Source organism: Arthrobacter sp. R3-55 (assembly GCF_054161505.1).
In genome coordinates, this window is the sequence record NZ_CP096423.1 from 3,248,395 (window position 1) to 3,274,578 (window position 26,184).

Sequence of the window (26,184 nt, forward strand, 5' to 3'; positions counted from 1 at the left end):
GGTCCACACCAGGGGGACGTGAGAGAGCGTCCGGTTCAAACCATGGGGGAAGTGATAGAGCGTCCGGGTCAAGCCCGAGGGAAGTGAGAGAGCGTGCGCATTGGAAGGTGGCCCGTCCGGAGGCGCCTAGTCGAGCACCAAACCCTTGCCGCGGCCACGGGCCAGCATGACGGGATGGATCTCGCCGAAACCGCGAACATTTTCAGACTTCTGCGGAACCAGGACGAAGCGGTCATCCTGCCCCAGAGCAGCTGCGGTCATGGCGTCCACCAGGACAGTGCCCGGTTGAGCCAACGTGGTGAGGCGGGCAGCGAGGTTGACCGTCGGTCCATAAATGTCACCCAGCCTGGACAGGATGCGACCCCAAACCATGGAGACACGGCATTGCGGCAGGATCTCGTCCTCAGTAAAGGCCTGCGCCAATGCCAGGGAAATCTCGGCCCCTGCGGCTGGTGTCTCGGCGATGTAGAGGACTTCATCGCCCACGGTCTTGACCAGACGTCCGCCACCCACGGAAATGATTTCTGCGCACTTGTTCTCAAAACGCTGCACCAGCTGAGCGAGCGTCTTCTCGTTCATGCGGCGCGAAAGGCTGGTGTAGGAGACGAGGTCGGCGAAGCCCACAGCCCGCGCCAAGGGCAAAGGCGAATCGTCTTCGTCGCCCTCACGGCCTTCCTCGCTGGCCTGAAGTCCGGCCTCAGCGCGAACGGCGAGGCGCTGCACACCAGCGTTGAGTTGACGGCGGTAGGAGTACACAAGGATCTCTTCGAGCGAATCCACCAGGGCCGGCAACTGGCCTACCAATTGCTTGCGCGCCACTGCATCCGGAATCCCCTGCTCGGAGACCATGTCTTCGACCAGCGCTTCGATCTGCCAGACCACCATCCGGTCTGTCATCTGCCCGATGGAACGGGTGACGGAGATGGCGGCTTCCTCGGTCAATATCCCGGCCCGGACCAGGTCCAGGATGGTGGAGAGAGCGGCTTGGTCCCGTTCCGTAAAGGCAACGTCTTCGTCGCCGAAGTTCGGGAATCCCAGAGCACGCCAGATTTTCCTCGCCGAGAGAATGGAAACTCCCGCACCTGCGGCAACTTCACGACGACGGAGCTTGCGTTCGCCGCCCAGCAGCTTCGATTCCAAGGCCTTGATGGCCAGACGCTCGGCGGACATGACACCCGTAGGCGGACCTGTTTGCACGACAACCGGAGCAGGCCCGGCCTCGGTGTCCTCATCCACTGAAGGTTCAGGGACGGCGTCGAACTCCTGGTCCGTGTCCTCGCCGGACTGCTGATCCTCAACGCTCATCTCTTCCACCTTCTCTCAGCTCCCATGGCAACTGGTCATAGTCCGTCAATACTTGGCCCTCAAAAACTTCACCTTGCGGGAGTTCGTCCATCGCGTCAAGAATGAATCCCCGGAATTTCGCGACGTCCGGAACATCCACCAAGGTGGCCGTTCCGGAGTGCCCGGTATCCAAGGATATATTCCCTGAGTGCAAAGCCCGTTGGAGCATGCTCTGATGGACTCCCACATTGCGGATCGCCATCAGCGATATCTGCCAGTCCCGACGCCGGAACATTCCGAATTTGGCAAGTATCCGCCTGCTCGTGAGGATGTACCGGACGGAATTCCATCGCATCACCCGCCGCAGGCTGTACCCAACCACCAGCCACGCAGCCAGCAGTACGGACAGCCCTATCAACCAAGGAGTCCATTCCGCCGTAATGAAAGGCGCCACCCGCTGTGCATTGCCTTTCACAATCCAAGCGCAGGCATAGCCTGTGAGGGCCGGAGCGATGACGAAGGCAAGCACGGGAAAGAAGAGGGAGCGGGCCTGTTGGCGCGTGATGGTGATGACCTGCTCTCCCGGAAGCAACTCTTTACGCATAACCGCTTTCTGTGGCGCGCAGGTGCACCACATCACCGGCCGTCACAACATGTTCCCTGCCGCCGTGGTCCACCACCAGCAAGGAGCCGTGCTCGTCCAAACGCGAAGCATGGCCCACAAGCTCATGATCCCCCGGCAAATGTGCCCGGACCTCCCGGCCCAACGTCACCATGGCCGACTCCACCCGCTTGTGCAGGGAAGGTCCGCCGGCCAAACCTGCGGCGGGATCTCCTTCTGAATTACAGAAACTGCGGTAAAGCCGTGCGAAGCGGGACAGGTAGCTTTTCAGCAGCGCGGTGCGGTCCGTCGTCGTTGCCCCTTCCAACGCTAGCGACGTCGCTGTCTTGACCGGCAACTCCTCCTCAGCCAGCGTCACGTTGAGGCCCACGCCGAGGACGACAGCGGGAACCGAGCCATCGCCGATGTTCGTCATCTGCGCCAGGATGCCGGCGATCTTGCGGCCGTTCACCAGGACGTCGTTGGGCCACTTGATATCGGCAGTGACCCCGGCCGTTTCCTGCAAAGCTTCACGCAGGGCAACTGCAGCCAGGAGGGACAGCCACGAGTAGCTCTGAGTGGGTACCGGCATGCCTTCGGCTGTGACAGGACGAAGCACCATGGATACAGACACCGCTGAACGCTCGGGCGATTCCCACTGCCGGTCCAACCGTCCACGAGCCGCCGTCTGATGTTCGGCGGTCAGCACGGAAAGGTCAGTCCACTTCTTGGGCTCAACGGTGACCGCCCGCACCAGGTCCTGGTTGGTGGAGCCCGTGGATTGAACGATGTTCAGTTGCGAAATGCCTGCTGCCGACAGGAACTCCGGCTGCAGCAATGCTTCCCGGTCCAACGCGGGCCGCTCGGGACCGGCGCCCTGGACGTGGGGTTCGCTGCTGTCTGGCTGTTCGGCATCCATAGCTGAATCCTATCCATTTGCGGCGCACACAGATGGCCCGTGCCCTGAAAAGGGTCTGGGAATACACCCGGAGAACCCCGCGTGGAAATCAGAGGAAGATGTCCGGAACCAGGCGGTCTTCGGGTGCACCGAGGCTGTAGGGCGAAAAATCCGACACACCGGCAGCTGTCAGGACCTCTTCGTCGGTGAAGAATTTGCCTGTTGCCCCGGAACCGGTCAGGACAGCATGTGCGGCATCGGCCATGATTTCGGGGCCCCGTGCTGCTTGCACGATTTGCTGCCCGCCGGGCATGTTCCGGATCGCAGCTGTATCAATCAGCGTGCAAGGCCAGAGGGAGTTGACCGACACGCCGTCGTTCTTGAGCTCTTCGGCCAATCCCAGGGTGGTCAGGCTCATTCCGTACTTGGCCATGGTGTAGGCAAGATGCATGCCGGCCCATTTCGGGTCCAGGTTCAGGGGCGGGGACAGGGTGAGGATGTGGCCGTGGCTGGATTCCCTGAGCGCCGGCAGCGCTAGCTTGGAGAGCAGGAAGGTGCCACGAACGTTGATGTCCTGCATGAGGTCGTAACGCTTCATGTCAACAGCATCGGTCCGGGAAAGGTCAATGGCCGAGGCGTTGTTGACCACGACGTCGATACCTCCGAAACGCTCGACGGCGGCGGCGACGGCTGCGGCTACGTCGTCGTCATTGCGGACATCCCCGACGAGCGGCAATGCCTGGCCACCGGCAGCGACCAGCTGATCGGCGGCGGTGAAAACCGTGCCTTCGAGTTTGGGATGGGGATCCCCTGTCTTGGCCATGAGCACGATGTTGGCGCCATCCCGGGCCGCACGGGTGGCGATGGCCAAGCCGATGCCCCGGCTGCCGCCGGACATCAGGATGGTCCTGCCCTTGAGCGAACCAGTAGCTACGTAGGGAGTCTGCGTCGGCGCAAGTGCGCCGGAAGCGTCGTTGCTTGAAGTCATGGGGACACTCTAACCCAACTATGTTACTGGCGGGTAACATGTGGGTGGCTTTGGCTTGGACGCGGAAAATTGTAGGGTTTCTACAGCGGTTCGCGGCAAAGGCGTCACTAGACTGGCCTGCGGGGCCTGTTCTTTGTACGGAAGCTACTTAAGCTTCATGACCAACACCGAACTGCGCCAGCGAAAATCAGCTACAGAGCCGGAGACACTTGATGAGCCACGATCTGACAACGACAGCGGGAAAGATTGCCGACTTCCGCGACCGCCAGGCCCGTGCAGAGCAACCTTCCGGCCCGGAAGCGATTGAGAAGCAGCACGCACGGGGCAAGAACACTGCCCGCGAACGCATTGATCTCCTGGTTGATCCGGGCTCCTTCGTCGAATTCGACGCCCTCGCAGTCCACCGCTCCACCGCTTTCGGCATGGAGAAAAAGAAACCCCTCGGCGACGGCGTGGTCTCCGGATACGGAACCGTTGATGGCCGCCTCATCGCGATCTACAGCCAGGACTTCAGCGTCTACGGTGGCTCGTTGAGCCAGGTCAACGGCGAGAAGATCGTCAAGGTCCAGGAATTCGCCCTCCGCAACGGGTGCCCTGTTGTGGGTATCAACGACGGCGGCGGCGCGCGCATCCAGGAAGGCGTCGCCTCGCTGGCCATGTTCGCTGACATATTCCGCAACAACGTCCATGCTTCCGGCGTTGTCCCCCAGATTTCCCTCATCATGGGCCCATGCGCCGGCGGCGCCGCCTACTCCCCTGCTTTGACCGACTATGTGGTGATGGTGGACAAGACCTCGCACATGTTCATCACCGGCCCCGACGTCATCAAGACGGTCACCGGCGAAGACGTGGACATGGAAACCCTCGGTGGGGCACGCCAGCACAATGCCACCACCGGAACCTCCACCTACCTTGCCTCCGATGAGGCTGACGCGATCGAGTTCGTGCGCGAACTCCTGGACTTCCTGCCCTCGAACAACCTCTCCGAAGCACCCGTGGTGGAGCACGACCAGGAACTGGAACTCAACGACGACGACCAAGCACTGGACGCGCTGATCCCCGATTCCGCCAACCAGCCCTACGACATGCGCAAGGTCATAGAGCAAATCGTGGACGACGCACACTTCCTCGAAATGCAGTCCCTGTACGCACCCAATGTGATGATCGGCTACGGCCGCGTTGAGGGACACACCGTGGGCATCGTGGCCAACCAGCCCATGCAGTTCGCTGGAACCCTGGACATCTCCGCCTCGGAAAAGGCTGCCCGCTTTGTCCGGCACTGCGACGCCTTCAACATCCCCATCATCACCCTGGTGGACGTCCCCGGCTTCCTGCCCGGCAAGGACCAGGAATTCCAGGGCATCATCCGCCGCGGCGCCAAGCTCCTGTATGCCTACGCCGAAGCAACGGTCCCCAAGCTCACGGTCATCACCCGAAAGGCTTACGGTGGAGCGTACATCGTGATGGGCTCCAAGAAGCTCGGCGCGGACCTCAACCTCGCATGGCCCACCGCCCAGATCGGCGTCATGGGCGCCCAGGGTGCCGTGAATATCCTGTACCGCCGCGACCTTGCTGCCGTTGCCGAAGCCGGCGGAGACGTGGAAGCCAAGCGCGCCGAGATTATCCAGGGCTACGAGGAAGAACTCCTCAACCCGTACCAGGCAGCTCAGCTTGGCTACGTGGACGCCGTCATCGCTCCGTCCGACACGCGCCTCCAGATCATCCGCGGCCTCCGAGCCCTCCGCGACAAGCGCGCCAGCCTGCCCACCAAGAAGCACGGAAACATCCCGCTGTGAGCACGCCGAAGCATCGCGCCGATTCGGCGCCGGACGCTGCTCCCGCAGAACCCGCCGTCCCGCTGTTTTCGGTGGTCAAGGGCGAACCGACAGCCGAAGAGCTCGCGGCGATTGCCGCCGTCGTGGTTTCACTCGGTACGCAGCAGGAGGCTGCCGCAGCCAAGCCGAACGTCCGGCATTGGGTGCGACGCCAGCAGCTGCGCCTGGACCCGTCACCGGGCCCTGGCGCATGGAAGCGCAGCCGCGGTTAGTTTTCCCGCACGGCGAAAAGTTCAACAACCCTTTCACGTAAGCGGCGTCGCGGCTAGGCTCTGTGGGTGACTACTGCAAACACTCCTGTACGCCCGAAGTCCGCCATCGATGCCGTCGCTGACGCGTACACAGAAAAGTTGATCGAACTCAATCCCGGCTTTGCCACCACGCTGGGCCTGCCGGGACACGAAACCGAATACCAGGACTACTCCCCGGCCGGTGCCGAGGCTCACGCGGAGGCCACAAGGTTGGCCCTGGATGCCCTGGCAGGCCTTGAGCCGTCGGACGACGTGGATGCCGTCACCTTGGACGCCATGCGCGAGCGGCTCGGCCTGGAATTGGAGATCCACGAGTCGGGTTGGGACCTCGCCGACCTGAACAACATTGCCTCTCCTGCCCAGGACATCCGCGCCATTTTCGATCTCATGCCTACCGAGACCGTTGAACAGTGGGAACACCTTGCCGGCCGTGCAGCCAACGTTCCTGGCGCCATTGAAGGCTACATTGAGTCGCTTCGCTCCGCTGCCGACGCCGGGAAAGTAGCCGCCGCCCGCCAGGTCCGAATCGTGATCGAGCAGACCGGCCGCTACGCCTCAGAGGATGGCTTCTTCGCCAAAATGGCCACCAACGCTGCTATTGGTGGCTCCCCGCTGCCCGCCGAGGTTCAGTCAAAGCTCGACGCCGGGACTGCGGCCGCGCGTTCTGCGTACAGCGGCTTGGGTGAATACCTTCGGGACGAACTGTTGCCCCTGGCGCCGGAGAAGGATGCAGTCGGGCGCGAACGCTACGCGCTGGCCTCGCGTTCATTCGTTGGCGCCGAAGTAGATCTGGAAGAGACCTACGCTTGGGGCGTTCAGGAGCTCGAGAGGCTTATCGGCGAGCAGGAAAAGGTCGCGGCGCAGATCAAGCCCGGCGCCTCCATTGAAGAAGCCAAGGCCATCCTCAATAGCGACCCTGCCCGCCAGATCAAGGGCACCGACGCCTTGAAAGCCTGGATGCAGGAACTCTCCGACCGCGCTGTCTCCGAGCTGGCCGATGTCCACTTCGACATCCCGGACGTCATGAAGACTCTTGAGTGCATGATCGCCCCCACCGACGAGGGCGGCATCTACTACACCGGCCCTTCCGACGACTTCTCCCGGCCCGGACGTATGTGGTGGTCAGTGCCGGCAGGCGAAGACACCTTCACCACCTGGTCCGAAACCACCACCGTGTTCCACGAAGGGGTGCCCGGCCACCACCTCCAAGTCGCCACGGCAACCTACCGCCGGGAACTCTTGAACAACTGGCGCCGCAATGTCTGCTGGGTCTCAGGCCACGGTGAAGGCTGGGCGCTCTACGCCGAGCAGCTCATGCTGGAACTGGGCTACCTAAAAGACCCAGGTGACCACATGGGCATGCTCGATGGCCAACGGATGCGGGCAGCCCGCGTAGTGTTCGACATCGGCGTCCACCTGGAACTGCCCGTCCCCGAACGTTGGGGCACCGGCACCTGGACGCCGGAGAAGGGCTTCGACTTCCTCAAAGCCAACCTCGACATCAGCGAAGGCCAGCTTCAGTTCGAATTCACCCGCTACCTGGGCTGGCCGGGACAAGCTCCGTCCTACAAGGTGGGGCAGCGTCTGTGGGAGCAGATCCGTGCCGAGCTGGAGTCCCGTGAAGGCTTCGATCTCAAGTCCTTCCACAGCAAGGCGCTCAACATCGGCTCGGTCGGTTTGGACGTGCTGCGCCGGGCGTTGCTGGGCTGATTCGGCTCGAGTGCCTCCGGCCAGAGGCTGGGGGCACTCGGTGTGTCGCGACGGTGGTTTAGTCAAACTCCATGAAATCCCGTACTGCCGCAATCAGCCACTCATCCATAGAGTGGTATTCCGCTGCCTGGTGGCGTACGGCCGCCCCAGTTGCGTCCCGCATCACGTCGTAGTCATCGACGACCACGACGTTCTTACCGGTCCAGCAGGCCACATCATCGTTATCGGACCTGCAGGCAAAAGGAATCAGGTTCCAGCCAGGGAAAACCTCGTCTGTGTGTTTCATTCGCTGCGCCTGCTGTGCTCCTCTTAGGAGTTCCCAAGGTTCCAGATCCACTATGCCTCGCTCGATCATGCGGTCATAAAGAACTGGCAATGCAAGATTCTGCGTCATGGTTTTCCTCCCAGTGGCCGTCAAGCACATCTGAATTCTCGAAGAGACTCTACAGTTCATTTCATATGGTGAAGGAGCTGCCTCAACTGAGTTTCCGTAGCGTCGACGCGCGAGACTAGTTCCTCATTATCAATGGTCCGCAACACTGCCGATATGGCCGTTCGTAAGACATCAGTTTCTCCGTCATCGACAGCTGAGGAATGGCCCGGGAGGCACTCCTGAAGCACCTCTTCACGAGGGTCGTCTACCTCGTATCCAGGTGTTTCAAGAATCCAGCACATTATCATCCATGTCCGGGCTGTTCCACTAGCTCAGTCGATTTGTTGAAATGAATAGACCATCGGCGTGATGCGTAACATCTCGTGCAACTTCCACGTTGATTGTGTTGTTGCGCCAATCTGGAAGGCGAAGCGTCCACCGCCGGCCAATTCGTTTGCCACGGCATCCCGGTTCGACTCGGTGATACCCCATGTCAACGTCAGGGTTCCACAATCGGAGGTGCTTATCTGCACCCGCGACCAGGTCCCTCCCCCTGACCCGAGACCGCCCTCCGCACCCGTAACCGTGCATTCAATGGACACTCTATGAGTCTCGTCATACGCATCTGAAACCGTCGCCACAATAAATATAGCGACAGGCACCAGTAAGGCCGAGGACACGACCGTCCAAAAAACCCATCGATCCCTCCGCCGTCTCCCCGACTTTCCCGATGGGTGTAGTGAAACTTCCTCGCCGGAAGATGTCCTCACGTTTCCTTCTCAAGGTGCGTGCCATTTTCATTGGCCTTTAGCACTCCTACCGCGGCAGCTGGTATTGAGCCAGCCAGCCAAACTGCTGAATCGGTCCGAAAGAAGTCGACCCCCAACGATTGGGCAACCTCTGTTGCAATCGTGAGGACTACGGGATGCTTGTCCTTCCTCGCGCCTACTGCTGTGGCCTGTTCGACTGTTTCTGCCAGGTGAACATATTGCCGTTGCATAGGTAAGATTCCAGACGCTTTGATCAGATGAACACTGGCGGGCGCCGTCCCATGGAAAAGGACCGGCGGTGGCTGACCCGGTTCCCTCGATGCAACCACGGGAACAGAGTGGCCATGCAGTGCTCGTATCCGACCATCCTCCATCCGGTGACGCTTCTTCTCCGCCGCTTCCAGCACCTCACTGAGTGTCCTCTCATCGAGAGACTCCCATCCATGTCCTAGCCCATGCAAAGCATCAAGTAGCTCCTTTACCGACACCCATCCCTCTGGATCCAGCACCAAGGAATACTCTCCCGGGGCATGCCGGAGGGCATGGGACAACACGCGGCTGATTTCTGACGGGCTTGGTCGACTGTTCATCTACGCTCCAAAGTCGTTAAACGTCCGATTCCCCAGCCGGCTTCCAGGTCAACGAAAGAGTGCCAGATTGGGGCAAGTTACGTGTCGACCTCGAACGCGGCTCGGGCTGAACCGCAGGATAACGGCTGCAATTAGAGTCTCGCATGTCCACATCAGCCCAAAGGCTTCGGCGGCTATTGCTCAAACTCAATCAAATCTTCGATAGCTTTGCGAAACCAATCAGTGATATCGCCGTATTTTTCCCTCTGCTCCCATCCAGGATCCGCAAAATCATGCACGACGGAGATCGCACCAAAACCCGCGTCAATGTCCCAGCAAGCAACATCGTCGGAGTCCACCCGCCGCGCGAACGGAACGAGTACACGAGAGGGATACCGCCCTTTTAATCCCACTGCTCGTTGTGCCAGCAACTGATCATGAAGTATTCGCCAAGGCTCAAGATTAGTGAGATTTAGCTCAACAAGCCTTCTATAGAAGCTAGGATATTCAAACTTAGGCGGCAGATACTGATTCGAAAGAAAAGCGTTCATTAGTTCCCAATCCATCCTGTCAATGGTGATCCATTCGGATAAGTATTCCTGAAACGACTATTTTGTGAACTTATTCTGTTCTCGACAGCATCACCCCATGTCACCGGCATTTCATCATTTCGCCCCGGGAATCGAACCGCATGGCTCCCCGGGATGGCGGCATCGTGTGGATGTATGTTGGCCAGTACATCAATATTACTGTAATGAGCAGCTAACAACCTCGTATTGTCGATCGTTGTAAGTCCTCCATCGGTCATTCGCACCACGTCGATGGGATCGCCCTTCCATCCGTTGGCCCTCATATTCTCAATTATTTCTTGGGTTCCGTTAACTGAGGATTGGCTGAAGCGAATGGACGCAGGCGGAATCACATGGGGTGTGGTCGGGAGGTCCCCAAGCTTGGTAAATGGTGCTGATGTTATATCAAGCTTGCTACCCGTGCCTCCGATAGGGAGTGCGCCTGTTCCTCCGCCGAGGGCTGTTGCGCCGAGGAGGCCCGTTGGGGTGTGGGGTCCTGGGCCGGTGAGGTAGCCCCCGGCTCCGCTGATCGCCCCTTCAACTCCGTTTTCCACGGCCATCCGGGCCACGGGATTGTTGACGAGTTTGCCCGCCATCATCCCGACCCCGCCGCCGATCATGCCGAGGCCGCCGGAGATCGCGGCTTGGCCCCAGTTGACTTGGCCGGTGGTTGCTTTTTGGATGACGACGTCGGCGCCGAAGCTCATCAATCCCATGCCCGCGACTTGGCCGCCGGGGACGAACATCAACACGGCCCCGCCGACCACAGCAGCGCCTCCCACGACGTATTCCCAGTTGTCTCCGAGCCAGTCTCCGGTGGCGGCGAGGGCTCCGCGGGAGGAGCCGTCGTAGGCTTTCAGGTCGCCGTCAGTGAGGGGTTTCAGGCCGGTGGGGTCGGTGGTGTTGAGGGGGTTGTTTCCGGCGTAGGAGTAGGGGTTCCCGTCCCAGCCCGCGCCGAGGACGGGGGCGAGGGGGTCGGTGGAGAGGAATCCCCGGGTGGCCGGGTCGTACGCGCGTTGGCCGAGCCATTCGAGTCCGGCGATGTCGATCCCGCCACCGGCGGTCAGGCCGATCCCGGCGGGCAACACACCACCCAGACCACCAGCATTAGCAGCTGTGGGGCTGCCCGGGTTGGGGGTGGTGGGGGTGCCGAGGACGGCCCAGGGATCGTGCTGATCGGTCGGGCGGGCGGCACGCCACCCGGGCGCGGTCCACGCGTCCCCGATGCCGGTGACCCCGCCGGGCAAGGACACCACCTGGGTGCTGTTGGCACCGGCCAGGGTCGGCACGGGCGCGGCGGTGTCCCACCACAACGGTGTGCCATCCACGGTGGCGAGTTCACCGAGCGCGTCGACGTGGAGCCGGTGCCGGTTTTGTTCGGCCCCGTCCGGGTCTTTTTCGATGGTGCCGGTGAGGTAGCCGGTGGGGCCCCAGGCGTATTCGGTCCAGGACCCGCCCGGGTCGATCACCCGCACCCGCCGACCCAACCCGTCATACACGTACTCAGTCCGGGCACCGTCAGGGTCCGTGACAGTTAGGAGTTGCCCCGCGGCGTCGTACTCAAAAGTGCGGGCCCCGGTGGGGGTGGTTTCGCGGAGCAGCCGCCCACCGGCGTCGTACTCCCACCCCACCACCGAACCCGACGCCTCCGAGCCAGTCACAGTGGTGGTGGCGGAGACCAGTTGCCCGGCAGTGTCGTACCCGTACCGGGTCACGACCCCGCCCCTGGACAGACCGGCAATCCGGCCGCCGTCCTCACGACCGATCAACGTCACATCAGCAGCACCCGGAGGGTTGGTGCCGTTGTCGGCGGTGGTGGTGCGGGTGTGCTCGCTGAGGTTCCCTCCCCGATACACCCACTCCTGCACCAGGTCCCCTGCGGTGGCGGTGGTGATCCGCCCGGAAGCGTCGTGGGTGAAGGCCGCGTCCCCGAGCGACGGGTTCGACACCTTCACGACCCGGCCCGCGGGGTCGCGGATGTAGCGGGTGGTGGTGCCGGTGGGGTCGGTGAAGCCGGTGCGGTTCCCGTCACCGTCATACTCCCACCCCAACACCTGACTCCCGGTCCCGGTCCCGGTCCCGGTCCCGTTGCCGTTGGACTTTCGGGTGAGGAGGCCGCGGCGGTCAAAGCACAGTTCGTGCTCCACCGCATACCCCGCCCCGCCGGTATGGTCGGTGATGACCACCCGCCGGCCGGCCACGTCACGTTCGATCGCGGCGATCAGGGCACCGTCCACCGAGGTGGACGCTTCCCGGCCCGCGGCGTCGTAGACCCAGGTGGTGGTATGCCCGTCCGGGTCCGTCTGCGAGAGTTGCCGACCTGCCGGGTCATAGGTCGCCGTGGTCACCCGGCCCAGCGGGTCCGTCACCGAATCGACCTGGTCCGTGGCCGTATACGTGCGGGTCGTGACCCCACCATTGGGGTCGGTGATGCGGGTGAGCCGGCCGCGGGTGTCGTACTCGAACCCGGTCCTGCCACCCACCCCGTTGATCGTGGCCACCAGTTCCCCGGCGAGGTTGTATTCGAAGCGGCGGGTCCCGTACCAGGAATCCTGGGCAAAACTCAGCCGCCCAACCTTGTCGTACCCGTACCGGGCCGTCCCGTCCCCGGGGGTGTGCTTCGCGGTCAACCGGCCACACGCGTCGTAGGCGAAGGTTTCGACCTCACCGGTCGGCAGTCTCCTCGCGGTGAGACGCTGGTCGACGTCGTAGGACAGTTCCGTGACCGCCCCGACCGGATCAATACTGCGGAAGGGTCGGCCGCAGTGGTCGTATTTGAACCGGGTCACCGCCCCCGTCGGGGAGGTGATCGAGGTGATCTTCCCCGCAGCGTCACGGCCCAGGACCGTCAACCCGCCCTCACCATCGACCAACTCGACAGGATTGCCCGCACCGTCATACGTGATGAGTTCCGCGGACCCGTCGACAGATTCGATTTTCGTGGGCCGGCCGTACTCATCAAAACTCAACGTCGACGACGCGAAGGCGTCGGTCAGGGACGCCGTCCCGGCCGCCCGGTCGGTGACCGCCCCGGTCCGGACCCCGGTCGGATCCACCACGGCGGTCAGGGCACCGACCGTGTCGTACTCCCGCACCCAATCATGCCCGGCAGGGTCCGTGACCCCCACGAGCCGGGAGAGGTTGTCATGGGTGAAGCCCCACCTGCCCCCGTCCGGCAACACCGCAGCCGTGAGGTTCCCCAGCTCATCAACCACACGCTCCACGACCCGTCCGAGCGGGTCGGTGGTGCGGAACAACTCCCCGTTGGGGGCGTACTCGAACACCGTCCGGCCCCCATCCGGGGCGACCACCGCGGTGGTCCGGCCCGCGGCGTCGTGCTCGAACGCCCACACCGCCCCGTCCGGGTCCACCCGACGCACCAACACCCCGGCCTCGTCATAACCGAACCGGGTCTCAGCCCCCGACGGGCTCACCGCCGCCACCGGACGGCCCGCCCGGTCCCGCACAATCCTCGCCACATCTCCAGCGGCGTTGGACGTTCCGGTCAGGTCCCCGAACTCGTCGTACTCAAAACCAATCCTGACTCCGACCGGGTCCGTGACCTGGGTCAGGAGCCCGTCCCGCCACACCAGCATGGTCCGGCCACCCAACGGGTCAACCACCACGGACGGGTCCCGGGACAGCTCATCGGCGTACTCATAGGTCACGGTGGCACCGGAAGCGGTCACCAGGGTGGTGATACGGTCCTGATCGTCCCACCCATATGTCAGGTCAGCGCCTTCCGGGGTCACGGTCCGGATCTTCCGGCCCCGGGTGTCGTAACCATGGACCGTGACCGCGCCGTCACGCTCGGTCAAAGACACCAGATTCGAGTGCCCGTCATAAGACATGGACTGGCGCCGGTCCTCGGCATCCAGCACCCCCACCAGGCGGCCCTTCGAATCAGCGACCCAGGAATTCGACCGGGACCCGTCCTCATCAGAGACCACCGTGACCCGGCCCGGTAAATACGCGAACCTCGTCCGCCGCCCATGCTGAGTGACCTGCATGATGACCCGGCCGGCCTCGTCATACGTGTTCGCGGCCTCCACCACACCCGCGGCAGAAACCACCGAGGCGATCAAGCCCTGCTCGTTCCACCCATACCTACGGGTGCCGGTCTCCGTGCCCACACTGGTCAGCCGGCCCTCGGCGTCGTACCCGTACTCAACCCGGCGCCCATCCGATGAACGAACCACCCCGACAACACCGTCGACGTAGTCGATCTCCACGAACCGGCCCCGCACATGCACCAACCGGCACACCACACCCAACCCACCACCATCGACCGCAGTCTCCGCAACAGAAGCAGCCGGTTCACTGCGGTGGGCGGAGATGGTTCGGCCGGGCCCTGCCCCGGTCCCGAGCCACACCCCGGCAGTGGTGTAAGCCCACCAACGGCCCTGATTGTCGGTCACGACCAGCACCTCGGTAACACCTTCGGGGACCGTGGTCAGCTCCGCCAACCACGGTGTGCCGGCATCTTCGCGGGTGAGCCAGTAATTCTCCCCGACGGCGCGGGCCCAACCCGCACCCTCACGCGGGAAGTCCACCGCCCGCCCGTCGGCCATCACCCACCGGCACCCCTCATCAGTGAAGGCCAGGTGCTGGTCCAGCACCGACGCCCACCCCGGACCAAACACCCCAACAGTGCCCAGGCCCGAACCGAGAGAGTTATACATCCTTGTGACCGCCAAGTCAGCGGCCGCCCCGGCGAACCCCAGATCCGTTTCGGGTTCAATGAAATTCCCCGTGGCCGTGTTCACCGGATCATTGGCATACCCGGACGAGGGCATCGCCCCGGCCGCCGTGGGCGGGTCAATGACCAACCCCGTCCGGGTCCCCGAAACACCCGCCGCGGCCAACGCCTCGTTCACCGCCGCATCCGACAGGGTCGAAACCGCACCCTCACCCCCGGCAGCAGCAAACGCGTCCGCGACCACCAACGCCCACCCCGCGTCCGCCTCATTCGCCGCCAAATACTGCCGGAACGCCGTCACCACACCCGCAGCGTCAATCCGGCCCCAACCGCACCGGTCCGCGAACGAAGACAACTCCGACTCCAAAGACCCCGGCACCGACGCAACACCCTCATCCAGACCACGCGAACCCGCCGCGAAAGTCCGCAACGACTCCGGACGCGCCGAGGACACCCCGCCCCCAAACCCGCCACCCGGGCCAGGGGGCACCCGCGACCCCGGCACCGGAGCCTCGGACGGGAACGACGGCCCACTCCCCGGCTCCATATTCGGACGCGCCTCCTCACCCCACAGGCTGTCACCAAACTGCTCAAGCCAGTTACGGTTGTTATGCCGCCGCACCCACTCGTTGTTCTCCCGACGCCGGTCATCCTCTTCCCGCGCACGCTCGATCATGGTGCCCACATACCCGGCCACCGTCCGTAACGCCGCGGCCAAAGACTCCGCGTCCCGGGACGCCGTCACCGCGTTCGCCGCGAACACCTCCGAAAAATGCCCCCGGAAATCCTCCCCAGCCGAGGACACCAACGGCGTCCGCGACCCCGAATGCTCCTCAACCCGCGACGCTGCGGACTCAAAAGCACCCTTCACCGACTCAGCAACCCCATACACAAACCGGCCACCATGACCAACACCGGAATCCGGCAACAACGGCATCTCAACGAACTCGGTCACAACCACAGCCCCCCACAGAACAAGAACGCGAACAAAACCCAACAACCCACAACAACCCGCACCACAACCCACACGGCACGACCCCACACCACAACAACCCGCGCTACAACCCGCGCTACAACAACGGGCGCTACAGCAAGACAGTGCAACGGCCGGGCAACCACACCACGCATCAACGCAGCACGATCACCCGGCCCCCACACTCACACCAAAAAAGAATCAGGCCCCGCCACCAGCAGAGAAAATATCCTGCGAAATCTTCTGCAACTGACCCCGCAACTGCTCCAACTCTTCCTTGGCCTTATCCAACGCAGCCTTCGTCTCCGGCCACGTCGAACCACGGAACTCAGCAGCCAACGGACCATCCCACACATTCGGATCCGACAACACACGACCTTGGGCATCCAACGCCGAAATCTGATCCGTAAACCCACCAGTAATAATCGACTGCACCTGACCAATAGCAGCCTTGGCCTGCTCAGTAGACAACACACGCGACATAGAACTTTCCTCCCAATAAGAACAATCGCAACACCCAAACCAAACCAGCCCAGGCAACCAGACGATGCCCAAACTACCAACACCAACCAATAAATCCAACAAACAGACAAACGATTGTGGATAACCGGGCTGACGCACCCGGAGGGCTAATACGAGACCTCTCGCGACCGGAGGAAGCCGAACCTCTTGATTACCGGGAGATGGGCGACCTGGCTCACACGCGGCCAACTGTCAATGACACGCAAGCTCTCCAAGCCACCCGTGAGACCAACGTCACAAAGCTGCGGGAATAACTTTTGCGCACGTAACATTTCTCAACGTCCGTTCGCTATGTTATTGGCCATGCACCTAACGTGTTCCGGTGAGCACCTCAACCAACACTTCCCCAGCAGCTGGCAAGAGCGGCTTCCGGCTCCCCAAGTGGGCCGGTTCCTTCGGCGTCCAGATCATCGCAGCCCTCATAGTGGGCCTCATCCTCGGTCTCATCGCCAAGTACACGGGCAGCACCAAGGCCGCCCCCAATGGTTTGGGGGCTACTCTCCAGACGATCGGCTCCAGCTACGTCTCCTTGCTGCAAACCGCCGTCGTTCCTTTGATTTTCACCGCTGTGGTGAGTTCCATTGCCAACCTGCGCCAGGTCTCCAACGCTGCGCGACTGGCTTGGAACACCCTGCTGTGGTTCGCGATCACCTCGCTGGTATCGGTGCTGATCGGCATCGGCCTGGGCGTGCTCCTGCAGCCGGGCGCCGCAACCGGCATCACCGAAGAAGCCAAGTACGCCGGCAAAACCGGTGACTGGTGGGCCTTCCTGATAGGTCTCTTCCCCAAGAACTTCCTGGGTCTTGGCGCCAGCTCCACAGTGACCGAGAGCGCCAACGCTGCCACCACCGTCAGCACCGCGGTCAACTTCAACGTGCTGCAGATCCTGGTCATTGCGATCGCGATCGGTGTGGCCGCACTCAAGGTGGGCAAGCAGGCCGAAGCCTTCCTCACCTTCAACGCTTCCGCTCTGGCTGTTATCCAGAAAGTGCTGTGGTGGATCATCCGCCTTGCTCCGCTGGGCACCATCGGCCTGATCGGTAACGCTGTGGCCATCTACGGCTGGGACACCATCGGTTCCCTGGGCAAGTTCACCGCCGCCATCTACATCGGGCTGGCTCTGGTGCTGTTCGTCCTCTACCCCATCCTGGTGCGCATTCACGGGCTCTCCATCAAGCAGTACTTCTCCGGCGTGTGGCCGGCCGTGCAGCTGGCGTTCGTCTCCCGTTCCTCGATCGGCACGCTGCCGCTCACGCAGCGCGTCACTGAACGGAACCTCGGCGTCCCCTCCGGCTACGCTTCCTTCGCCGTGCCGCTGGGCGCCACCACCAAGATGGACGGTTGCGCAGCAATCTACCCGGCCATTGCAGCCATCTTCGTGGCACAGTTCTTCGGCATCAACCTGGACTTCAGCCAGTACCTGCTGATCGTTCTGGTCTCGGTCCTGGGTTCGGCCGCTACGGCAGGTACCACCGGCGCCGTCGTCATGCTCACACTGACCCTGTCCACGCTGGGACTGCCGCTGGCCGGCGTCGGCCTCCTGCTGGCTATCGACCCCATCCTGGACATGGGCCGCACCGCGGTCAACGTGGCTGGCCAGGCACTGGTCCCGGCCATCGTGGCCAAGCGCCAGGGCATCCTGGATGAGTCGCTGTACAACGCACCCCGCAACGGTGCCGCCTTTGCCGACGAGTACGCCGCCGACAAGGCAGCAGCCGAAAGCAACGAGCGCGAACTGGCCGATACCAAGGCGTAGTCTCAACCTCTTTGGAAGTGCGCAAGTCCCCCGGGGAGTTCTCCCCGGGGGACTTGCCCGTTAAAGGGGCCATCTCTGGATAGGCTCTGACCATGTTGATCGTCACTTCAAATGAAATCCCGGGCCACCGGATCGATGCCGTCTTCGGCGAAGTCATGGGCCTCACCGTCCGCTCACGGGACATCGGCTCGCAAATGCTGGCCGGCTTCCGTTCCCTGGGGGGCGGCGAACTGCCCGAAATGACCAAGGCACTCTACGAAAGCCGCCAGGAAGTCATGGCACGCATGGTCAATGAGGCGCAACAGCGTGGGGCCAACGCCATCGTCGCCATGCGGTTCGACACCTCGGAAATGGGCACCAACTGGACCGAAGTGTGCGCCTACGGCACCGCCGTCTACGTACTGCCGCTCGGAGAGGGCGAGCCCGGAGCAACGGGACAGTCGATCTACCTGACCAAGTCGGCCGCGCAGCAGCAGAGCCAGCCGACTCCTCCCGCGCCGCCGGTGCCCCCGACTCAGTTCTAGGTTCACGCTTCCGAGTCCCGCCCTGGTTCGCCCTCCTCCCTGCACAGGGGTGGCCGTGACGAACAAGGGCGGGACTTTTCGCATGCCCATCCGCCTCAAATTGCGCAGAGTGCAAACTTGCACTTAGTGTAAGTATGTGACACAAACCAGTAGCCAGGAAGCTGCTGCGGAGTCGCCCAGCACTGCTGAGTCAATAGCGCCCACCAGGCGCGAACTCAACAAGGCGGCCACCCGCAGCTCCATCGCATCCGCAGCCCTGGACCTCTTGCGCAGCAACGGGTCCGGCAATTTCACCGTAGAAGACATCGCGGCCGCCGCCGGTGTCTCGCGGCGAACCTTCTTCAACTATTTCCCAAGCCTAGAGGCGGCCCTGGCCTCCGTGGCCGACGGCTTCATGGACCACGCTTTGGAGCAGTTTCGGCTGCGTCCGGCAGATGAGTCGATCCTCGAATCCGCTCAAGCGGCCCTCATGGCACTGGCCGACCCCATGTCCGTCGCCCCCATGGCCGAGCTGTTCAGCCTGACGCAGGACAACCGCCAGTTGGCCCGCTCCGAGCTTGAAGCATGGGAACACTGCACCGAGCAGATCATTGACGCCGCCCGCAGCAGGCTCGGCGCCGGCATCAGCGAGCTCTATCTCCACGCCCTGGCAGGCTCCGTGATCTCGTGCGGCAAGGCCGCCATGAACGTCTGGTTCGCCGACCGCGGGCCCGACCTCTCGGCGGAATCCCTCGCGGTCCTTCGCCAGCACCTCATCGATGCGATGGGCCTCCTCGGAGCCGGCTTCGCGCCTCCGTCGGACGCGCCTGTCCCCACCTCCCCCTCCGCTCCAACCACCACAGATCGGTTCTGACATGGCCTCGTTCCTCTACCGTCTCGGCAAGTTTTCGTATCGGCGCCGCTGGCTGGTCATCTCCATCTGGCTGGCCGTCATGGTGGCAGTTGGCGGCTCGGCCGCAGCCTTCCACGGCACCATGTCCAACAACTTCACCATCCCGGGGACCGAAACCCAGCAGATGGCGGACAAGCTCAAGGAAGCGCTCCCTGATTCTTCGGGAGGCTCCGCCAGCGTGGTCTTCGATGCCGGCGACGGCGGATTCGACCAAGCCAAGAAGGACGCAGTGGCCGCTGCGCTGACCAAGCTTGAAGCCATGCCTGACATTCAGGGAACGGTGAACCCGTTCACCACGCAGGAACAGTTGGACAAGTCCGCCGGTGAGATCGCGGCCGGTGAAGCCAAGGCCGCCGCGGGCAAGGCGCAGCTTGACGCAACCCGCGCGCAGCTCGAAGCGAGCGAAGCCCAACTGGCCGGGGCGGAACAGCAGCTGGCCGCCTCGGGCATGACACCTGCGGAGATTGAAGCACGGATGGCCCCGCAGCGCGCAGAGCTTGCGGCTGGCAAGGAAAAGCTCGACGCCGGAGCCAAGGAAGCTGCCGACGGCGCCACCGAGCTGGCTCTGGGAAAGCGACAGCTCGAAGCCTCCGAAGGCCTCCGTTTTGTCTCCAGCGACAACAAAGCAGCGGTAGCCCAGGTCCAGTTCAAGACCTCCATCAACGCCGTTGACCCCGCCGTCCGCGAAGAGGTCCAGGAGATCGTCCACGGCGTCTCATCTGCCGGCGTCACGGCCTACGCCAGCAAGGAAATCACCGAGGACGTCTCGGAGATCTTCGGGGTTGCTGAAATCGTGGGCGTCGCAGTCGCGGCCATGGTCCTGATCCTGATGCTCGGAACACTCATCGCGGCCGGGCTTCCCCTCCTGATGGCCCTGATCGGCGTAGCTGTAGGTGTCGGCGGAACGTTCGCACTGACCAGCGTCATCGACATGAGCTCCATCTCCCCGATGCTTGCCCTGATGCTTGGCCTCGCGGTTGGTATTGATTACTCCCTGTTCATCGTCAACCGTCACCGCACCCAGCTTCTGGCCGGCATGGACGCGGAGGAATCTGCGGCCTTGGCTACGGGCACTTCGGGTAATGCCGTGCTGTTCGCCGGTCTCACCGTCATCATCGCCTTGGCTGCACTGGTGGTTCCGGGACTTCCCTTCCTCGCCGTGATGGGTGTTGCGGCCGCAGCGACAGTGGCCGTCGCCGTCGTCGTAGCTTTGACCTTGACCCCCGCCGTTCTGGCCCTGATCGGCCGGAGACTCATTTCAAAGCGCGCCTGGGCCAAAGCTGCAAAGCACAACGCTGAGCCGGGCCACGAAGCGGCCGACCGTGAACGCGAAGAGAAGCGCAGCAGCGGGGGCTGGGGCGGTATGGTCACTCGTCATCCGTGGGTTGCCCTGGTTGCCAGCGTCGTATTGTTGGGCGCTTTGGCGCTGCCGGCCTCGCAACTGCGGTTGGCACTTCCCGACGGCGGTTCCGAGCCTGTCGATTCGCAGGCGTTCAAGGCCTATGACCTCACCCGCAGCAGCTTCGGCGAAGGCGTCACCGGACCGATCGTCGTCGTCGGCGAATTCCCTGAAGGCCTCAGCGAAAACGACGCCAAGAACAAGCAGTTCGATGTCGCGGATCAGCTTCGGAGCGTTGAGAATGTCATTGCTGCGGTACCGATCGCACTGAGCGACGATCGTCGCACCGCAGTGTTCCAGGTGATTCCCAAGGAAGGCCCGGCCAGTGCGGGCACCGTGCAGGTGGTGTCTGATCTCCGCGCAAAGGGTGCTGTGATCAGCGACGACCTTGACGTGAAAATCGGCCTGACCGGACAAACCGCGGGCAACATTGACGTTTCCAACAAGCTCGGCGCTGCATTGCCGCCGTACTTGGCGATCGTCGTGGGACTCTCCCTGCTGCTCTTGCTGCTGGTATTCCGCTCGATTGTGGTGCCCCTGCTGGCAACCGGCGGTTTCCTTCTGTCCCTCGCTGCTGCCTTCGGCGCCGTAGTTGCCGTCTACCAGTGGGGCTGGCTCGGAGGGATCTTCGACGTCGCCAATCCGGGCGCTGTCCTGAGCTTCCTGCCCATCATCCTCATCGGTGTGCTGTTCGGTCTCGCCATGGACTACCAGGTGTTCATCACCTCGGGCATGCGGGAATCGTTTATGCACGGTGAGACCGCCAAGCACGCGGTACGATCCGGTTTCAGCCACGCTGCAGCCGTAGTCACCGCGGCTGCGATCATCATGGTCAGCGTGTTCTCCGGCTTCATCTTCAGCCACCTCACCATGGTCCGGCCGCTCGGCTTCGCCATGGCGTTCGGTGTACTGATCGATGCCTTTGTGGTCCGCATGACCATAGTTCCAGCCGTGATGTACCTCTTGGGCGACAAGGCCTGGTGGCTGCCCAAGTGGCTGGAACGGATCCTGCCGGACGTCGATGTTGAGGGTGCCAAGCTGGAGCGGACCGATCGTCGGAAGACCGAGGAACTCGTCCACTAACGCTCGATCACATAACAGCCGATATTCACGATCGCTCTCTCACTTGCTTGAGGCAAGTGAGAGAGCGATCGGCTTAAGCACGGGGGAGGTGAAAGAGGGATCGGCTTAAGCATGCGGGACGTGAGAGAGCGATCGGTTTAAGCACGCGGGAAGTGGGAGAGGGTTCGTATTAGGCTGGGGACCGTGACCCGATTGATCCTTGCCTCCCAGTCCCCCGCCCGCACCAAGCTGCTCACGGAGGCCGGAATCAGGCATGACGTCCTGGTCTCGGACGTTGACGAGGATGCTGTCCAGGCCAAGTACGGCGTCACCGACGCCCACGACACCGCGCTATTGCTGGCCCGTGCCAAGGCCGAGGCTGTGGCGTCCCTCCCCGAAGCTGAAGGTGCTTTGGTAATAGGCTGCGATTCGGTATTCGAGTTCGACGGCGAGTCCCACGGCAAGCCCTACACCGCGGAGGTTGCCCGGGAACGGATGCTGCGGATGAGCGGATCGCAGGGAGTGCTCCACACCGGCCACTGGCTGGTTGACTGCCGGGACACCGCCGCTGACGCGGAAGAGGACGCATCGGAAACTGACAACCCCGAAGGCACCGGCGCCACGGTTGGAGCCGTTTCCAGCGCGGAGGTCCACTTTGCACAGATGAGCCACCACGATATTGACGCCTACATCGCCACCGGAGAACCCCTTCACTGCGCCGGCTCCTTCACGATCGACGGCTTGGGCGGGGCCTTCATCCGCAAGGTGGACGGCGACCCGCACGCCGTCGTCGGGCTTTCCATCTCCACCCTCCGGGATCTGCTGGTCCACGCCAACGTGGGCATCACGGAACTATGGGACAACGACGAGCAGTAGAAGCACTTTGTAGCAACCCTACAAAGGAACATCGCCTCACACACGGAATCCCCCATCAATATGGGCGGAACCCTCACAATCGCGCTAGGCTCCTCAAGGACAGAAGGAGTCAACAACTTGTCAGCTAACCCGGCGCAGCCCATTTCCAGCCCTCTTACCAAGGTCTTGATTGCCAACCGCGGCGAAATCGCGGTCCGCATCATCCGAGCCGCCCGGGACGAAGGCATTGCCTCCGTAGCGGTCTACGCCGATCCTGACCGTGACGCCCTCCACGTCCGTCTGGCCGACGAAGCCTACGCTTTAGGTGGCAACACCGCAGCCGAGTCGTACCTGGTGATGGACAAGATCATCGACGTCGCCAAGCAGTCCGGCGCCGACGGCATCCACCCCGGCTACGGCTTCCTGGCCGAAAACGCCGAGTTTGCAGCCAAAGTCATCGATGCCGGCATCACGTGGATCGGCCCCTCACCCGAAGCCATTTCGGCCCTTGGCGACAAGGTCCAGGCCCGCCACATCGCCGAAAAGGTGGGCGCTCCCCTGGTCCCTGGTACGGCTGACCCCGTGGAGTCCGCCGACGAAATCTTGAAGTTCGCCGAGGAATTCGGCCTTCCCATCGCCATAAAGGCTGCCTTCGGCGGCGGCGGGCGCGGCATCAAGGTTGCCCGCACCATGGAGGAAATCCCGGAACTCTACGAATCCGCGGTCCGTGAAGCCATCGCCGCTTTCGGCCGCGGCGAGTGCTTCATCGAGCGTTTCCTGGATGCTCCGCGGCACGTCGAGACACAGTGCCTGGCCGATGCTTTCGGTAACGTCGTGGTGGTTTCGACCCGCGACTGCTCGCTCCAGCGCCGCAACCAGAAGCTCGTGGAGGAAGCCCCTGCTCCGTACCTGAGCGAAGAGCAGAACAAGCGGCTTTACGAGTCCTCCAAGGCCATCTTGAAAGAAGCCAATTACCTCGGCGCCGGCACGTGCGAGTTCTTGGTGGGCCAGGACGGCACCATTTCCTTCCTCGAGGTCAACACCCGCCTCCAGGTGGAGCACTGCGTCTCCGAGGAAGTCACCGGAATCGACCTCGTCCGGGAACAGTTCCGCATTGCCCGTGGCGAAGCGCTCGGCTACGAGGACCCCGAGGTCCGAGGCCACTCCTTCGAATTCCGCATCACCGGCGAGGATCCGGGCCGCAACTTCATGCCTGCCCCCGGGACCATCACGACGCTGAAGAACCCCACCGGCCCTGGCGTCCGGATCGATTCCGGCGTGGAGCAGGGAGATGTCATCAGCGGCAACTTCGACTCCATGCTTTCCAAGCTGATCATCACTGGCGCCACCCGCGAGCAAGCCCTCCAGCGTTCACGCCGCGCCCTTGAAGAGATGGTGGTTGAGGGTATCCCCACGGTTATCCCGTTCGACCTCGCAGTGGTCACCGATCCCGCCTTCGCCCCGGCTGAGGGCCCGTTTAAGGTCCACACCCGCTGGATCGAGACCGAGTTCGTCAACAGCATCCCTGCATGGTCTGCCAACGTCGCCGGCGCTGAAACGCCCGACGCCGGTGAGCGCCAGCGCGTGGTCGTCGAGGTTGGCGGCAAGCGGCTCGAAGTGGTTCTGCCCTCCGGACTGGGTGGTGGCGCCGCAGCAATTTCCAGCGGTTCAGGCACCAAGTCCGGCAAGTCCAAAAAGCGTTCGCGTTCAGCCGGCGCCACGGCTGCCGCTGCGGGCGGAGACGCATTGACGTCCCCCATGCAGGGCACCATAGTCAAGGTGGCAGCTGCTGAAGGCGACGTAGTGGCTGAGGGCGACCTGATCGTGGTTCTGGAAGCCATGAAAATGGAACAGCCGCTGACCGCCCACAAGGCAGGTACCGTTCGTGGCCTCGCCGCCGTTGCCGGCGAGACGGTCGCCGCAGGTGCGGTCATTGCCACCATCGAGGACTAAGGCAAAGTACCCGAACACGACGGCGGCTCCGCACCACTGGTGCGGAGCCGCCGTCGTTAAGGGGTATTGCAATACGTCCTAGGAGACGTTGTTCTCGTAGTCCGTGTCCTTGGTCTCGCGTGTGAGCCAAAGCGCCACGAAGGTGACCACAGCTGCGGCGGCCATGTACGCGCCTACCAGCCAGGTGCTGCCGTTCGCTGCGGACCAGAGTGCAATGGCCACGAACGAGGCAGGGGCCGCACCGATCATCGAGGACAGGTTGTATGCCACTGCCGATCCCGTGTACCGGACGTTGGCCGGGAACAGCTCGGGAAGGATCGCCGCCATGGGTCCGAAAGTCAGGCCCATCAGGGTGAAGCCCACAATGAGGCCAACCATGGCAGCTGCCTGGCCGGGGCCGAACATGGTGAACCACAGCGCACCGAAGACGAAGATTCCGGCGGTGACGCCCAGCAGGAACTTTCGCCGGCCCCACTTCTCTGCGAGCGGCCCGGAGACCACCGTGAAGATACCGAAGAAGACGACACCGATGATCAGCATCCAGAGGAAGTCGGAGCGGGTAATTCCGAGGCCGGGGACGAACGCGGCGATCTGATCGGCCGTCATGGGCTTGCCGGCCTTCTCCGCTGCTGCCTGGGCGCCGGCCAGCGTGGGCTTAGTGCCGTAGGACAGGGTGAAGGTGGTCATGATGTAGAACAGCACGTACGTGGCGAACATGATGAACGTACCAGCCACAACGGGGCGCCAGTGGCTCTTGAGCGTGGCTGCGAGGGGCATCTTCTGCACCTTGTCCTGCTCGATCACCTTGGTGAAGGATGCGCTCTCCACCAATTTCAGGCGAACGTAGAGGCCCACGATCACAAGGACCGCGCTGAGGAGGAACGGAACCCTCCAACCCCAGGCAAGGAATTCTTCTGCGCTGAGGGAGACGTTCATCCAGATGAAGATCACGTTGGCGATGATGAAGCCGATGGGCGCACCCAGCTGCGGGAATGTTCCGTAGATGGCGCGTTTGCCTTCGGGCGCGTTCTCCGTGGCGAGCAACGCAGCGCCTGACCATTCTCCACCCAGGGCCAGGCCCTGGAAGAAGCGAAGAATGACCAGCATGATCGGGGCCAGGATGGCCCATCCGGCCATGGAGGCCGTGGGCAGAAGGCCAATGAGGAACGTGGCGATACCCATGGTCAACAGAGAAGCAACCAGGGTGCCCTTGCGGCCTATCTTGTCACCAAAGTGGCCAAAGACCACAGCGCCGATGGGTCGCGCGAAGAAGGCCACACCGAAGATGGCGAACGCACTCAGCAGCGCGTTGATGTCAGTGGCGTCCGGGAAGAAGAGCTTCGGGAAGACGAGTACCGACGCGGTGGCATAGGCGTAGAAGTCGTAGAACTCGATCGTCGTGCCGATCAGGCTCGCGAAGATCACCTTGCCCCGCGAGTTCACTGGCTTAGTGGACTCGCCTTCCTTGGATGGTGCGGTGGAAGACATGTATTTGCAGCTTTCTTTCACGCCGGCCGGTACCCCAGGAGCCTACCCGGCGATGGATTATTCGAGAGTTCAATAATAGTTCCCGCCGTCCATTGACTGGACAACCAAGTCCAGCATGCGGACGGGTGGAAAAATCCCACAGTGTGGTCCGCGCCACATTACCTCACCACGGCCTCACGCGCCGGTGACCCCGCCGATAGGGAAATGTCACAG

19 protein-coding genes are annotated in these 26,184 nt (G+C 62.8%); 9 read left to right on the top strand and 10 right to left on the bottom strand.

What is annotated here, in order from left to right; translation table 11 throughout:
* Positions 1–126: 126 nt before the first annotated feature.
* From M1D51_RS14955 to M1D51_RS14970, 4 genes are all read right to left on the bottom strand, one after another.
* On the bottom strand, positions 127–1,305 hold the full coding sequence (locus M1D51_RS14955) for an adenylate/guanylate cyclase domain-containing protein (RefSeq protein WP_172322006.1): 1,179 nt from the start codon (positions 1,303–1,305) through the stop codon (positions 127–129).
* Positions 1,295–1,888: a PH domain-containing protein gene (locus M1D51_RS14960; RefSeq protein WP_458107042.1), complete on the bottom strand. Its 594-nt coding sequence runs from the start codon at positions 1,886–1,888 to the stop codon at positions 1,295–1,297. Before M1D51_RS14960 ends, M1D51_RS14955 begins: the two co-directional genes overlap by 11 nt.
* Positions 1,881–2,804, bottom strand: a complete 924-nt coding sequence (locus M1D51_RS14965) for a biotin--[acetyl-CoA-carboxylase] ligase (RefSeq protein WP_458107043.1) — start codon at positions 2,802–2,804, stop codon at positions 1,881–1,883. Before M1D51_RS14965 ends, M1D51_RS14960 begins: the two co-directional genes overlap by 8 nt.
* 88 nt (positions 2,805–2,892) lie before the next feature.
* Positions 2,893–3,771, bottom strand: coding sequence for an SDR family oxidoreductase (locus M1D51_RS14970; protein WP_026541415.1), 879 nt, complete (start codon positions 3,769–3,771; stop codon positions 2,893–2,895).
* Between the two features lie 212 nt (positions 3,772–3,983).
* Between M1D51_RS14970 and M1D51_RS14975 the strand changes: the two genes are divergently transcribed.
* From M1D51_RS14975 to M1D51_RS14985, 3 genes are all read left to right on the top strand, one after another.
* The gene (locus M1D51_RS14975; RefSeq protein ID WP_091550702.1) at positions 3,984–5,567 is read left to right on the top strand and encodes an acyl-CoA carboxylase subunit beta; all 1,584 of its coding nucleotides are present in this window, start codon (positions 3,984–3,986) and stop codon (positions 5,565–5,567) included.
* Positions 5,564–5,818 carry an acyl-CoA carboxylase subunit epsilon gene (locus tag M1D51_RS14980; RefSeq protein ID WP_458107044.1) on the top strand — a complete coding sequence of 85 codons (255 nt, stop codon included), beginning with the start codon at positions 5,564–5,566 and terminating at the stop codon, positions 5,816–5,818. Before M1D51_RS14975 ends, M1D51_RS14980 begins: the two co-directional genes overlap by 4 nt.
* A gap of 66 nt (positions 5,819–5,884) precedes the next feature.
* The gene (locus M1D51_RS14985) at positions 5,885–7,567 is read left to right on the top strand and encodes a DUF885 domain-containing protein (RefSeq protein WP_458107045.1); all 1,683 of its coding nucleotides are present in this window, start codon (positions 5,885–5,887) and stop codon (positions 7,565–7,567) included.
* A 58-nt stretch (positions 7,568–7,625) separates the two neighbouring features.
* Here M1D51_RS14985 and M1D51_RS14990 read toward each other — a convergent pair whose 3' ends face one another.
* The 5 genes from M1D51_RS14990 to M1D51_RS15010 all read right to left on the bottom strand — a co-directional run bounded on the left by M1D51_RS14990 (position 7,626) and on the right by M1D51_RS15010 (position 16,003).
* A complete protein-coding gene (locus M1D51_RS14990; protein ID WP_139183447.1) occupies positions 7,626–7,961 on the bottom strand; it encodes a hypothetical protein in 336 nt (111 codons plus the stop codon).
* Positions 7,962–8,706: 745 nt separating this feature from the next.
* Positions 8,707–9,300: an RNA 2'-phosphotransferase gene (locus tag M1D51_RS14995; RefSeq protein WP_458107046.1), complete on the bottom strand. Its 594-nt coding sequence runs from the start codon at positions 9,298–9,300 to the stop codon at positions 8,707–8,709.
* 173 nt (positions 9,301–9,473) lie between these two features.
* Positions 9,474–9,830, bottom strand: a complete 357-nt coding sequence (locus M1D51_RS15000) for a hypothetical protein (RefSeq protein ID WP_280627571.1) — start codon at positions 9,828–9,830, stop codon at positions 9,474–9,476.
* Positions 9,830–15,502, bottom strand: a complete 5,673-nt coding sequence (locus M1D51_RS15005) for a DUF6531 domain-containing protein (protein ID WP_458107047.1) — start codon at positions 15,500–15,502, stop codon at positions 9,830–9,832. The genes M1D51_RS15000 and M1D51_RS15005 overlap by 1 nt, the downstream gene beginning before the upstream one ends.
* A 219-nt stretch (positions 15,503–15,721) precedes the next feature.
* A complete protein-coding gene (locus M1D51_RS15010) occupies positions 15,722–16,003 on the bottom strand; it encodes a hypothetical protein (protein WP_026547649.1) in 282 nt (93 codons plus the stop codon).
* Positions 16,004–16,364: 361 nt separating this feature from the next.
* Here M1D51_RS15010 and M1D51_RS15015 point away from each other — a divergent pair, with 361 nt between their 5' ends.
* From M1D51_RS15015 to M1D51_RS15040, 6 genes are all read left to right on the top strand, one after another.
* Positions 16,365–17,798: a dicarboxylate/amino acid:cation symporter gene (locus M1D51_RS15015; RefSeq protein WP_458107048.1), complete on the top strand. Its 1,434-nt coding sequence runs from the start codon at positions 16,365–16,367 to the stop codon at positions 17,796–17,798.
* 92 nt (positions 17,799–17,890) lie between these two features.
* Positions 17,891–18,322, top strand: a complete 432-nt coding sequence (locus tag M1D51_RS15020) for a YbjQ family protein (RefSeq protein WP_026542732.1) — start codon at positions 17,891–17,893, stop codon at positions 18,320–18,322.
* Between the two features lie 136 nt (positions 18,323–18,458).
* Positions 18,459–19,175 carry a TetR family transcriptional regulator gene (locus M1D51_RS15025; protein WP_458107049.1) on the top strand — a complete coding sequence of 239 codons (717 nt, stop codon included), beginning with the start codon at positions 18,459–18,461 and terminating at the stop codon, positions 19,173–19,175.
* Position 19,176: 1 nt separating this feature from the next.
* The gene (locus M1D51_RS15030; protein WP_458107050.1) at positions 19,177–21,696 is read left to right on the top strand and encodes an MMPL family transporter; all 2,520 of its coding nucleotides are present in this window, start codon (positions 19,177–19,179) and stop codon (positions 21,694–21,696) included.
* A 183-nt stretch (positions 21,697–21,879) separates the two neighbouring features.
* The gene (locus M1D51_RS15035; protein WP_172325660.1) at positions 21,880–22,551 is read left to right on the top strand and encodes a Maf family protein; all 672 of its coding nucleotides are present in this window, start codon (positions 21,880–21,882) and stop codon (positions 22,549–22,551) included.
* 60 nt (positions 22,552–22,611) lie between these two features.
* Positions 22,612–24,483, top strand: coding sequence for an acetyl/propionyl/methylcrotonyl-CoA carboxylase subunit alpha (locus M1D51_RS15040; protein ID WP_458107051.1), 1,872 nt, complete (start codon positions 22,612–22,614; stop codon positions 24,481–24,483).
* A 78-nt stretch (positions 24,484–24,561) separates the two neighbouring features.
* Here M1D51_RS15040 and M1D51_RS15045 read toward each other — a convergent pair whose 3' ends face one another.
* Positions 24,562–25,971, bottom strand: coding sequence for an MFS transporter (locus tag M1D51_RS15045; RefSeq protein WP_458107052.1), 1,410 nt, complete (start codon positions 25,969–25,971; stop codon positions 24,562–24,564).
* Positions 25,972–26,184: the final 213 nt, after the last annotated feature.